Origin of the sequence: Thalassomonas actiniarum (genome assembly GCF_000948975.2) — a bacterium.
Lineage (GTDB): Bacteria > Pseudomonadota > Gammaproteobacteria > Enterobacterales > Alteromonadaceae > Thalassomonas > Thalassomonas actiniarum.
Window position 1 is genome coordinate 5,777,312 of sequence record NZ_CP059735.1, and the last position, 12,203, is coordinate 5,789,514.

11 protein-coding genes are annotated in these 12,203 nt (G+C 48.4%); 8 read left to right on the forward strand and 3 right to left on the reverse strand.

Annotated elements, in window-relative coordinates:
* Positions 1–13: 13 nt before the first annotated feature.
* From SG35_RS25190 to SG35_RS25220, 7 genes are all read left to right on the forward strand, one after another.
* On the forward strand, positions 14–733 hold the full coding sequence (locus tag SG35_RS25190) for a response regulator (protein WP_044835892.1): 720 nt from the start codon (positions 14–16) through the stop codon (positions 731–733).
* Complete coding sequence (locus tag SG35_RS25195; RefSeq protein WP_044835891.1) at positions 730–2,040, forward strand: ATP-binding protein; 1,311 nt, start codon at positions 730–732, stop codon at positions 2,038–2,040. The genes SG35_RS25190 and SG35_RS25195 overlap by 4 nt, the downstream gene beginning before the upstream one ends.
* 264 nt (positions 2,041–2,304) lie before the next feature.
* Complete coding sequence (locus SG35_RS25200) at positions 2,305–3,006, forward strand: spondin domain-containing protein (protein ID WP_044835890.1); 702 nt, start codon at positions 2,305–2,307, stop codon at positions 3,004–3,006.
* A gap of 9 nt (positions 3,007–3,015) precedes the next feature.
* Positions 3,016–3,735 (forward strand): spondin domain-containing protein, encoded by a 720-nt coding sequence (locus SG35_RS25205; protein WP_044835889.1) that lies wholly within the window; start codon positions 3,016–3,018, stop codon positions 3,733–3,735.
* A gap of 36 nt (positions 3,736–3,771) precedes the next feature.
* Positions 3,772–4,494: a response regulator transcription factor gene (locus SG35_RS25210; protein ID WP_044835888.1), complete on the forward strand. Its 723-nt coding sequence runs from the start codon at positions 3,772–3,774 to the stop codon at positions 4,492–4,494.
* Between the two features lie 14 nt (positions 4,495–4,508).
* On the forward strand, positions 4,509–6,017 hold the full coding sequence (locus tag SG35_RS25215) for a sensor histidine kinase (protein WP_044835887.1): 1,509 nt from the start codon (positions 4,509–4,511) through the stop codon (positions 6,015–6,017).
* A gap of 198 nt (positions 6,018–6,215) precedes the next feature.
* Positions 6,216–6,719, forward strand: coding sequence for a hypothetical protein (locus SG35_RS25220; protein WP_044835886.1), 504 nt, complete (start codon positions 6,216–6,218; stop codon positions 6,717–6,719).
* A 109-nt stretch (positions 6,720–6,828) separates the two neighbouring features.
* On the opposite strand, the gene SG35_RS25225 is transcribed toward SG35_RS25220, so the two are convergent.
* The gene (locus tag SG35_RS25225) at positions 6,829–6,999 is read right to left on the reverse strand and encodes a hypothetical protein (protein WP_160298402.1); all 171 of its coding nucleotides are present in this window, start codon (positions 6,997–6,999) and stop codon (positions 6,829–6,831) included.
* A gap of 602 nt (positions 7,000–7,601) precedes the next feature.
* On the reverse strand, positions 7,602–8,081 hold the full coding sequence (locus SG35_RS25230; RefSeq protein ID WP_044833370.1) for a hypothetical protein: 480 nt from the start codon (positions 8,079–8,081) through the stop codon (positions 7,602–7,604).
* A 464-nt stretch (positions 8,082–8,545) separates the two neighbouring features.
* Between SG35_RS25230 and SG35_RS25235 the strand changes: the two genes are divergently transcribed.
* Positions 8,546–9,742, forward strand: coding sequence for a pyridoxal-phosphate-dependent aminotransferase family protein (locus SG35_RS25235; protein WP_044833372.1), 1,197 nt, complete (start codon positions 8,546–8,548; stop codon positions 9,740–9,742).
* Positions 9,743–9,832: 90 nt separating this feature from the next.
* Here SG35_RS25235 and asnB read toward each other — a convergent pair whose 3' ends face one another.
* Positions 9,833–11,752 carry an asparagine synthase (glutamine-hydrolyzing) gene (gene asnB / locus SG35_RS25240; protein ID WP_084692780.1) on the reverse strand — a complete coding sequence of 640 codons (1,920 nt, stop codon included), beginning with the start codon at positions 11,750–11,752 and terminating at the stop codon, positions 9,833–9,835.
* Positions 11,753–12,203: the final 451 nt, after the last annotated feature.

Consider the following 12,203-nt stretch of genomic DNA (forward strand, 5'->3'; position numbering starts at 1 on the left):
AACGGACAAAAAGATGACAGAGAATATAAAGATATTATTGGTAGAAGACGATGTCAGCCTGGCTTCCTGGATCAGCGAATATTTGCTGGAGCAGGAATTTCAGGTAAAGCATGTTGAACGTGGCGATCAGGTAATGGCGGCACTGACAGACTTCCCGGCAGACCTGGTCTTGCTTGATGTGATGTTACCCGGCCTGAACGGCATCGAAGTGTGCCGGCTGATCCGGGAAAAATCTGCCATCCCCATTATTATGCTGACGGCACGCGCCGACGAGTTCGATGAAGTTATCGGCCTCGAAGCCGGCGCCAATGATTATGTGATCAAACCGGTACGCCCCAGGGCTTTGCTGGCCCGCATTAAAAGCGCATTAAGAACCCGGGTGGTGGAAACCGAACCCAGCAATAAACTGGTTCATGGCGACCTGGTGATTTACCAGGACGCCAAGCGGGTGATCTATCAGGGGGAAGAAATAGAACTCTCCACCAATTTGTTTGCCTTTTTATGGTTTTTAGCCAGCCATGCCGGGGAAGTTATCGACCGGGATACGGTATTCAAGGCCCTTAAAGGCCGGGAATATGACGGCCTGGATCGCCGCTTTGATGTCATGCTTTCCAGCTTAAGGAAAGTTTTTCACGATGATCCGCAAAAGCCGAAAAAGTTTAAAACCATCTGGGGTAAAGGTTACCTGTTTGTCGCCGATGCCTGGCAGGACAATAACCCAGCCGAGTCATGAAAAGTCTTTACGCCAGTATTATTGTGACCGTTTTTGGCTCCTTGTTTTTTATCGGCTGGGGCCTGGACAAGCTGGTTGCCGACCACTCGGTGTCCGAAGACAGCCAGGAAATCGTCTTTTATAAACAGCTGATCGAAGGCTTAAGCCAGCAACTTAACCAGTTACCCAAGCAAGATATTTCGAAAGAGGCCGATAAATTCCGGCAATTTTTCCAGATGGATCTCTCCCTGAAAAATGCCGACAATATTGCCCTGCCGCGCACCTTAAGCAGTAAGTTATCCCAAAACGGCGGTTTATTGCTGGCATCGGAATCCGGGGCTTATTTATTAAAAAGCATCGACAGCGATCCCCAGCAAATCCTGCAACTGAACCTGCCGCCTGAGCCTATCCACAACCAGAAACTGGATCTATTCCTGACGCTGGCCTTATACGTCGGGGTTTGCGGGGTATTGATTTTATGGTCATTGCCGTTAACCCGGCGCATTTACCTGCTCAATGCCGCTGCCGCCAAATTCGGTAAGGGAGATTTAACCGTCAGGGTGCCGAAAAGCCGCTTCTCCTACATTACCATGCTGGAAAACAGCTTTAACCGCATGGCAACACAAATAGAAACCCTGATCGCCGACAATAAAATGCTTGCCAGCAGCTTATCCCATGATATCCGCACCCCTATGGCCTGCCTGCGCTTTGGGGTGGATGCCGCGCTGGACACCACCAATACCGAGAAAAAGGATATTTACCTTAACCGCATGGACAACGAGCTTACCCGGATGGAAGACATGACCGCGGCCTTTTTAGAATTCGCCGGACTGGAGCGCCACGGCCTGCATTTAAAAATCACCTCGGTTAAGGTTAAGGCTTTGCTTAATGCGCTTATCGAAGACAGCCAGTCGCTGGCGGAGCAGCATAATATTAAGCTTACTGCCCGGCTGCCGGAGCAGGAAATTTATTGCCAGCTCGACTTTCACTGGTGTTACCGGGCGATACAAAACCTGGTAGGCAATGCCTTTCAATATGCCGCAACCGAGGTCTTGCTGACCTTAAAACAAAAAGATCACAGAATTGTTATCACGGTGGAAGATGACGGTGTCGGCATACCAGAAGATAAGCTTGAGACGATTTTTTCTCCTTTTGTCAAACTCGAGCAAAACCGCTCGCGGGAGCAGGGACACTTTGGCCTCGGCCTGGCCATTAGCGCCAAGGTGATGGACTGGCACGAAGGCAACATTTGTGCAGAAAAGTCACCTTCCTTATCAGGGGCTTGTTTTACCCTGTCCCTACCGGAAAAACAGCTGTTATCACAGTAAAAAAGACTAAAAATACACTTCAAAATTAACTTTATTGCGCTTTACTCTCCCTCTCCGGCAAAGCGCAACCTTACAAAAATCAAAGTAAGAACTTGATTTACAACAGGAAAAAATTCCACGCTTGCTCCCACCTCCAACCCCGTTCACTTATGAACTTAATTTGTGACACAAATGTGATAACTCAGTGACCAAGTCGCAATATCTGCTGTCCATACTTGCTTTCGTCGATTGTTCTTTATTGATTAAAAATAGAAGGAAGCACAGATGAAACTCAAGTCACTATTCGCCGTTGCCGCATTGGCAGCGGGCAGCTCAGCGGTTCATGCCCAGGATTTAAATATAACCGTCACTAACCTGACCCAGGCTATCTATTTTACTCCGCTGATCACCGCTGCTCACACAGCGGATAACCAGATGTTTTCCACCGGCAGCGCTGCCAGCGCGCAGTTACAGGCGATGGCAGAGGGCGGAGATATCTCCGGCCTGTCAACCCTGTTAACCGGTGTCAATGCCGATGTTAATGAAAACCCGGCCGGAGGCCTGTTAGCGCCGGCAATGTCAACTTCCTTCATGCTCACCAACAGCGAGAATAATGATTATTTATCGCTGACGGCGATGATACTGCCTTCAAATGACGGCTTTGTCGGCCTGGACAGCTGGATGATCCCCGAAGAAGCAGGCACCTATACCATCTACCTTAACGCCTATGACGCCGGCACCGAAGCCAACAATGAATTGGTTGTCGAAGGCAGCGGCGCCCCGGGAGTTGCCGGTATTCCGGCCGCGCCCGGCGGTGATGCCGGCACCGGCGGCACAGGCGTAACCAGCAGCGAAGGAAATACTATGGTGCATATTCACCGCGGCAACCTCGGGGATGATAATCTGAGCGGCGGCAGCAGCGATCTCACCAATAATGTACACCGCTGGTTAAACCCGGTTGCCAAAATCACTGTTGTTGTCATGTAAGGGGGCTTTATGTCTATCTATAACATTAAAGGGCTGGCACCGCTTGCCCTGGTGACCTTGCTCAGTGCCTGTGGCGGCAGCGATAACGATACCGACAATGACGGTGTTATTGATACGCCCGCCCCTGTGCCGGTTGAAATGAGTTATGAAGTGACCGTTACCAACTTAACCTATGCCCAGCCGTTATCGCCCCTGGCCGTAGTATTACACGGTGACAGCGCCCTGTGGACGGTCGGAGAAATGGCTTCAACGCCACTGGAAATACTCGCCGAAGGTGGTGATAATACTGAGTTAATCGCTATGGAGTCCATCCTGGCTTCAGTTTCCGGCGATGCCCCGGTAGGACCGGGGGCAAGCACCACGTTAACGGTAACGACCACGGATGAAATGGCGACACATTTGTCTATAGTTTCTATGTTGGTGAATACAAATGACGCCTTTACCGGTCTAACTGCCATGGACTTATCTTCATTAACGGTAGATAACCCGCAAACATGGACTTTAGGCGTTTATGACGCAGGCACCGAGGCCAATAGTGAACTTGCCGGCACTATTCCAGGGCCTGCCGATAATGGCACCGGATATATTGCAGAGCGTGACGATGTCGATTTTGTCGCTATGCATCCCGGGGTGGTCACTATGGACGACGGCTTGTCGACCTCAGTATTAACGCAGGCCCACAGATTTGATAATCCGGCAATAAAATTAACAATAACGCGGAAGCAATAGGAAAACTGCACTGGCCGGTTTTCCTGGCCAGTGCCTATGAAAGACAAAGTTTTAATTGTAGAAGACGAACTAGACATCGCCGAGTTGATAAAAGTGCATTTGAGCGAACTCGATCTTGAGGCGGAAATATGCGGTCATGGTGATTTAGCCCTGAAAATGGCGTTAAACCAGGATTTTCAACTGGTGATACTGGATGTCATGTTACCCGGCACCAATGGCCTGGACATTTGCCGGGAATTACGCGGTGCCAAACCGTTGCAGGCGATCATGATGCTCACCTCAAGAACATCGGAAACCGACCGGGTATTGGGACTGGAATTAGGCGCCGACGATTATTTAAGCAAGCCTTTTAGCGTCAGGGAATTGCAAGCCAGGGTGCGCAGCCAGCTCAGGCGGGTGCATAGCCTGGTGCAAAGCCAAAGCCAGGAGCAGCACCAGGAAAGTGCGGTGACCTGTATCGGCGACTTAATGGTAGATCACAGGTGTCATCAGGTGACTTACCAGAATGAAGCGATAGAGTTGACCTCCACCGAATTTGATCTGCTGAGCTTTTTAGGCAAACATCCGGACCAGGTATTTTCCAGGGCCCAGCTACTGGATTCGGTATGGGGATACCATCATAGCGGTTATGAACACACGGTAAATTCCCATATCAACCGCTTACGTAATAAATTGGAACGGGACAGTGCCAACCCGCAAATCATTCAAACTGTCTGGGGCGTTGGCTACAAACTAAATTCAGCAGGAGTGAGCGGTTAATCCCTCATAAGCGAATGAAAATATCTTTATATCAGCGTCTGGCAATCACCTTATCCTTTGCCTTTATTTTAATGGCTTATCTGCTGTTCTGGTGGAGTACCGAGCTTTCCCAACATGCCCAGCACCAGGCAGAGCAAAAGCTGCACCTGCAACTGGCTGACCACCTTGCCCATGACAACCCTTTGCTGCAAGACGGCGTTTACGACAAAAAGGCCCTGGCCAACCTGTTCCATACCCTGATGTTACTGGGGCCGTCATTTGAATTTTACTTCCTTGACCCTGCCGGGAAAATTCTCAGCTATTCCGCCGATCCCAGCAAAATAAAACGCAAGCAGGTAGATATACGCCCGCTGCTGGATCTGATCGAGCACCCGCAAAACCTGCCTGTGTATGGCGATGATCCCAGGAGTCCCCATCAGCAAAAAATCTTCTCCGCCGCTCCCGTCTACACCAATGAAAAGGATACCGATGAGAAGCTTAGCGGTAAAAGCCTGCAGGGATATCTCTATGTCATCATCGGCGGGGAAATATATGACTCGGTATTCCAGGTCACAAAATCGGACCAACAGCTCCAGCAAAATATTATGCTGATCTGCGGCGGCCTGCTGCTAATGCTGCTGTTACTGCTGGCACTGTTTCGCTATTTTACCTCCCCTATCCGGCTGTTACTCGCCGACATGCAGGCAATTCAGCAACATAAGTTCGATCCCGCCAAGGTCAAGCTGCACAAGTGGCCGGAAAATGACAGCAATGAAGTTAACCTGCTCGGCTGTGCTTTCACCGCCATGGTGGAGCAAATCAATGCCCAGTTATTACAGCTCAACGCCAATGAACGGATGCGCAAAGAGCTGCTGGCCCACCTGTCACACGACTTACGCACGCCACTGGCGGCCATGCAGGGCTATATTGAAACCCTGGCCATTAAAGGGGATAGCATCAGCCAGCAAGAGCGGGAGCAGTATATCGCCACGGTTTTACGTAACGGCAAACAATTAAAAATGCTGATTGACCAGATTTTTGAACTGGCCCATTTAGAAGACGGCCAGGTCTCGGTAAACCTGGAAACCTTCCCTATCGGCGAATTACTTTATGATATTGTCGCCAAGTTCTCCCTGAAGGCCAGCGAGAAAAACATCCGGTTGGCCCTTAACCCCCAGCAATGCCGCTACATGGTATATTCGGATATTGCCAAGCTGGAGCGTATTCTTACGAATCTGTTGGAAAACGCCATTCGCCATACTCCGCAGCAGGGAGAAATCACCCTGGAAGTGATACAGGATAAAGACAAAGTCAAAGTTTCGGTGATCGATACCGGCACCGGTATCAGCAGTGAAGATATTGCCTACATCTTCGATCCCAGATATCGCGCCGGCAATGCCACCGGCGATAAAAAACAACATGCGGGTTTAGGGCTTGCCATCAGCAAACGCCTGAGCATGATTTTAAATTCGGAATTAAGCGTGGAAAGCAAACTCGGCCAGGGATGCCGTTTTTCTTTTTGCCTGCAGTCGGTGATGACCTGAACACCGTCAAAAAAGTGTCCGGGTTAGTATAAAGTGAATAATACTAACCCGGGAAAGATTCAGCACATCATCCGCCTCACAAAAAACAAACAAAAAATTTACAATCACTCTACCCAAGAGCCCAGGTTATTTGATAGAATTTTGCTGTTTAATTCATCAGTAAACCTTTAACTGACGGACATTTCTAACGGAGTAGATATGAGATTTTTCTTTGGACTGGCCATTGGGCTGCTATTACTAAACCAGGCTGCAAAAGCTGAAACTATTGTCCTGTTTACAGCAGATGAGCAGTGTCACTCCCGGGAAACAAGCAAAGGTATACGCTATATCCCTCCCTGCAGCCTGAGCGATACTGACTTCACCTTTACCCTGCCCGGCGATAACGGCGGTGACATAGACAGCAGCACCGAAACGCAAAATTTAAGTCTTAATTTTCACTGTGAATCGTTAAGACCCTTAAGCATTGAATATCAAATCAGCCAACAAGAGCACATCATCATTTCCGGCAAGCTGGCGCCGTCCCAAGATAACGCTCAATTAAACGCAAGTATAAGCCTGCTGGAGCCCGCCGGTCACTATCAGCTAAGGTTAATAAAAATCAACGGAATGAAAGGGTTTCAGGCGATCAAGCCCGACTGCCGGTTGACCTTGGAGATTAACGCTAAAACAGATGCCGAGCTGTCAGCCAGCACCGGGGATTGAAAAACATGCTCCCGATAAAAAGGCCCTCGCGGGCCTTTTTCATATCTGGCTTAATTAATACCAGGCGTTATCGCTCACACTCAAATTTAAGTAAGCCTGCTAAAAATCATTACATACACTTACTGTAATAAGCATCACAGAAGATGCCGCCGCTCATTTGGCAATACTGCATCAGTTTAGTGCAGCTCTGCCAATTATACGGGTCGCTCTCGGCCAAAAGATTGCCGCTCATGCCGAAACCAAGTCCCATAGCTAAGATGATCGCTTTAGTCTTTTTCATTATTTAATCCCTTCTAATAAAAAGTAATAAAAGTTGATCTGAGTGCTTTCACTCAAATAAAGAGGATGCCGAAATAAATACCCGGGATGTCTGTCAGCATTTTCATCAACAACACTTTCCCGGCTACTTTCTGATCAGCTGCCTTATGCTAATGAAAAACAACCATCAACACAATAAACAATTATTTAACAACACATTAAGATTTATTTAATCTCGTAACAGCAACATCAAAGCGGTAAAGATAATACCAATTGCATTAAGTAGATGACCAAAATTCGCTGAGGATAAATTTTCAAGAACAAGGCGTTTGATTGAGCAATAGCAAGCTATTGTGATTGAAAACAACGCAGGACCTGGAGATTTAGACCATCCGAAAATAGTTAGATATTTAATAAAACTGGGATAATGATATTGATTGATATATCTGAATTTTTCAGGGCAAATCACAAAAACAGGCGAATAAAGAGAGCTTAGGGCAAAAGTGATCGAGTGTGAACTTTTGCTTTAAAAGGCATAGCATCCGGCCCATAAAAAATACAGATCCCAGCAAATGAGATCTGTATCATTAACAGGTTCAGATTCAGATTACCTTTAACGGTAAGTTAGACTGAGCGATTACCCGCCAACAGATTATTGAGTCTGAAAGTCAGCCCTTGCTGCAAACTGCTTTGTGTGGCGGCTTCAACATCGGCATATGCCAAAGTCGTCATTTTCCCGGCATCGATATTAAAAGACGGCACATTCAGGCTTGGCACAGTAAAGTTCATACCGGCTTCTGCCGCACCTTCAACCAGATCGTTATCGGCATAGCTGCTTTCCTGGGAAGAGCTGCTGTCCTGCGAACCGCTACAAGGCATAGGTTCCCATTCGGTAGTGTCCCAACAACCAGTTGAGCCGGCAGCCTGGGCTTTATTGAAGCCCCAGCCCCAGCCGGATTCCATGCTGGCAGAAACCTGGTTAAAACCGGCATCATCTTCATAATAACCTTGCTCTGCCGGCGGGGTAATGTTACCCATTAACAGAGTCACGGCAAGAGCGGTTTGTGAAAGTACTTGTACTGATTTTTTAACTGTATTATTCAACGTAAATTCCTTAATTTTCCATGTTGTTGCAAAAGGATGCCAGAAAAATATTACATCCAATTTACATTTCAAGGGCATTTTATCCGATTAAGAACAACAGGTTAACTAAAAAACTTGATTTCAATTAATTTTTTGTAATAAAGTCGTTAATTAAGCGGTTTTTGGCTGAAATATAGAACATCAGCGCAAAATTTACTCTTGCCGAACGGTCATTTATGCTCAGCTCAAACATCCCCGGCGAAATCAACGGATAAAAAATCACCTTACAGCCAGATTCTGGAGTGTTTTCTGCCAACAACAGCAATGGATAGCCAATTCACGGCAAATGTAAGGCCCGCTTAAAGAGATAACAAATTAAGCCTGTAGATTTTCTCGCCTTATCCCCCGATATAGATATTACATAGCGCCAGGGGGTGTGATATGATTTTTCGTTTACCGATAATCAACCGCAGACACCGCCGAAAATGAATATTGCAGTACCTAAAATACAGCCCCTGAGCCAGATTTTACCCGAAGAGCCGCTATTAATGATGGGTGCCGGCCCCGTGCCGATCCCTCAGGCAGTGGCCAATGCCAATGGTATAGTGATCAACCACTTGGGTGAAACCATGGGCACGATAGTGCAGCAAATGAAATCTATGGCAGGTTATATCTTTCAGACACAATCGCCCTGGATCGTCGGGGTGGCGGGCCCCGGCTCTGCCGCCATGGAGATGGCGGTTGCCAATTTGGTCTGGGAAAATACCCGGGTACTGAGTATCTGCAACGGCTTCTTTTCCAGCCGCCTGGCACAAATGGCCGAAAGATCCGGTGGCGAGGTCAAACAGTTAACGGTCGCCGAAGGAAACAGTGTCGAGGCCGAGCTGATCCGCCAGCAGGTAGAAGAGTACCGTCCGCGAGTGATCACTATAGTGCAGGGGGAAACCTCCAATACCACCTATAACCATGAACTGGCAGCAATCGGCGCCATAGCCAAAGAGTATAACTGCTACCTGATAGTGGATGCCGTCTGTACCTTAAGTACCATGCCGCTAAAAATGGATGAATGGCATATCGATGCCGTGATCACCGGCGGACAGAAAGGCCTGAGCTCTATCCCGGGAGTTTCCCTGGTGGCGTTTTCAGAAAAAGCCTGGCAACGCATCAATAGCCGGGAAAGCCAAATACCGCAATGGACACTGGATGCCAAGCTCGCCTCTAACTTCTGGCATAAAAACTCCTATCATTACACCGCACCGGTTTCCGGTTTGCTGGCCTTATATGAAGCCATGCGCCTGATTTGCGATGAAACCTTGCCGAAGCGTTTTCGCCGTCACCTGACCTGCTCAAAGGCCTTACAAAGCGCCATTGAGGCGCTGGGACTTGAACTTTATATTGACCAGCCCAACAGGTTAAATTCTGTGGTCGGCATCAAACTGCCACAAGGGCTGGAAGCCAAAACCGTATGCGAGCATATTTCCAAAAATTACCGGGTGGAAATTGCCGGTTCATTCGGACCGCCGATTGTCCGTATCGGCCAGATGGGGGAGCAATGCCGCGAGCATAACCTGTTCCGCACCATACATGCCTTAGGTTCAACCTTTAAAGACTTAGGGGTAAATGTGGATATTCCACGGGGTATGGCTGAACTGGAAAATGTGCTGCAACGGGAAAAAATGTAATTGCTTGCTCCCCTTCATCTATGTCAGTCACAGGGGGCGTTAACCGCCCCCGGACAGCCTTGATTAACAGGCAGGCACTAAGCCACGAAATCAGGCGGCGAGTGCTTGCTGCCGGTACCAGGCCTGAAACATCAATATCGTCCACAAATGGGAATGCCGCCCCTGCGGATTTGCTTTGCACTTTTCCCAGAGATATCGCACCAGGGCCGGCTCCAGTAAACCTTGCTGTCTTATGGTATCTTCCGACAGTAATTCCTCTGCCCAATCCCTTAACGGCCCTGAAAGCCATTTTTTAATTGGCGAGCCAAACCCTTGTTTTGGCCGGTTCATCAACTCATCCGGCACATAACGGACAAGCACATCCCTTAACACGGTTTTTCCGGTGCCCTGATTAAATTTATAGGCCGTCGGCAATGACCAGGCAAATTCGACAATACGCCTGTCCAGCAGAGGGTTCCTCGCTTCCAGGCTGGCCGCCATGCTCGCCCTGTCCACCTTGACCAGGATATCGCCGGTCAGGTAACTGGTGTAATCCAATAGCATCATATTAAATTCCACCTCACAGATCTCCAGCGCCTTAACCTGTTCAATATTGGCTAAACTGACCGGCTTCCCTCCCCTGACCAGGCGGTGGGGCTCAATAAATTTAGCGATACGGCTTTGATATAAGTCCAGCGGATGGCTGGCGGCAATATTTTGCGCATGCTGTAAAAACTTATGCTCACAGCGGGATAAACGGCCAATAGAATAACACAACTGACTCAAGGGCCGGCGCAGTAGGCCGGGAATTTTCCGGTTCACTTTGGTTAATTTATGGCTGCTGAAATAACGGCGGTAGCCGTAAAAAAGCTCATCGCCGCCATCCCCGGTCAGGGCAACCTTGACCCGGCTTTTCGCAAGTTTTGCCACCAGGTAGGTGGGAATTTGTGAAGAATCGCCAAAGGGCTCGTCATACATTTGTGGCAATAGCGGCAAGACATCCAGGGCATCCCGGCCGGTTACGATCAATTCATGGTGATCTGTGCCCAAATGGCCGGCAATTTTCCTTGCCGCGCCGGCTTCGCATTTATTATTGTTTTCAAAACCTATCGAAAACGAATTCACCGCCCGGGAACTAAGCGACTGGGCGATGCCGGTGACGGTGGCGGAATCAATTCCTCCCGAGAGCATCACGCCCAGGGGCACATCACAAATCATGCGAATTTTTGTCGCATCCACTAAGTGCGCGTCCAGCTGATTGACGGCATCTAGGTAACTGCCGTTAAATGGTTGCCGATATTGTTGCTTTGCTGACTGATAGGCACACCAGTAATGCCGGACCCGCTCAAGCAAACAGGCTTTATCAGTGAAGATATCGGCACTTAAAGTAATGCAGGCCCCCTGGGCCAACTTATAGATGTTTTGGTAGATGGAATGCGGTGCGGGCACATAGTTATAGGTCAGGTATAAAGTTAACGCTTCTTTGTCTATTTCCCCGGAAAAACCGGACAACACCTGAAATGCTTTTAACTCAGAAGCAAAAACGAAATCCTGCCCGACCCAGCCGAAATACAGAGGTTTCTTGGCGGCACGATCTTGGGCCAGGGTTAAACTTTGTTTTTGCTTATCCCATAAAGCAAAGGCAAACATGCCGTTAAACAACCCCAGAGCCTTATCCAGCCCCCAATGGCAAAGCGCCGCCAGCAAGACCTCAGTATCACTGTGGCCGATAAAAGTCAGCCCTTCTTTTTCAAGCAGGGCTTTTAACACTAAGAAATTATAAATTTCGCCATTAAACACCAGCACATAACGCTGGCAGGAAGAGAGCATCGGCTGATGGCCGTGAGCGCTTAAATCCTGGATAGATAACCGGCTATGCCCCAGGGCAATACCGGCTTCATCGTGCCATATTCCCCGGGCATCCGGCCCCCGGTGACTGAGCCTTTCTGACATTCGCCGGATATTATCGAGAGGCTTTTCCCGATGAATACCTTTATTTGTTGCCGACCAAAAACCTGCAATACCACACATAAATACTACTCTCTTGTTTTTAACGGCGAGACATTTTCCGCGAAATAGAATGTCAACAAACCGCAGACAATCAGCCCCGCCGGGAGCTTAAACTTCTGTTGTCTTCATCAAAACAACCTTGGGCGTGTCCCTACAAACATTAGATAAATCAGCAATCAACCAGCCGGCAGCGGAAAAAATCGTGAATAAAACCGTCGGTGCAGACAGGATAAACTCGCTCTCCCGGCATTATTTGCTGAGCAAGTGATACAGCAATTCCTGATAATTCGTAAACTTCCTCTTTGATAAACTACCCGCGATAAAAACCCCGGCAGCTATAAATGCGACCATAACAAGAGATTCTTAAGAAATGCTTAACATTGAAAATTGGCAGCGGATGCTTTCAAGCAGTACAGCAGCCTCAGGGAGCATAACTGGATGCCAAAGAGCTGCCTGAAGCCATTAAGCACTG

Bases quoted from the DNA above. Each gene is read 5' to 3' on its own strand.
- SG35_RS25225 (WP_160298402.1), bottom strand. From the start codon at position 6,999: ATGAAAAAGACTAAAGCGATCATCTTAGCTATGGGACTTGGTTTCGGC.
- SG35_RS25195 (WP_044835891.1), top strand. From the start codon at position 730: ATGAAAAGTCTTTACGCCAGTATTATTGTGACCGTTTTTGGCTCCTTG.
- SG35_RS25190 (WP_044835892.1), top strand. From the start codon at position 14: ATGACAGAGAATATAAAGATATTATTGGTAGAAGACGATGTCAGCCTG.
- SG35_RS25220 (WP_044835886.1), top strand. From the start codon at position 6,216: ATGAGATTTTTCTTTGGACTGGCCATTGGGCTGCTATTACTAAACCAG.
- SG35_RS25205 (WP_044835889.1), top strand. From the start codon at position 3,016: ATGTCTATCTATAACATTAAAGGGCTGGCACCGCTTGCCCTGGTGACC.
- SG35_RS25200 (WP_044835890.1), top strand. From the start codon at position 2,305: ATGAAACTCAAGTCACTATTCGCCGTTGCCGCATTGGCAGCGGGCAGC.
- asnB (WP_084692780.1), bottom strand. From the start codon at position 11,752: ATGTGTGGTATTGCAGGTTTTTGGTCGGCAACAAATAAAGGTATTCAT.
- SG35_RS25210 (WP_044835888.1), top strand. From the start codon at position 3,772: ATGAAAGACAAAGTTTTAATTGTAGAAGACGAACTAGACATCGCCGAG.
- SG35_RS25235 (WP_044833372.1), top strand. From the start codon at position 8,546: ATGAATATTGCAGTACCTAAAATACAGCCCCTGAGCCAGATTTTACCC.
- SG35_RS25215 (WP_044835887.1), top strand. From the start codon at position 4,509: ATGAAAATATCTTTATATCAGCGTCTGGCAATCACCTTATCCTTTGCC.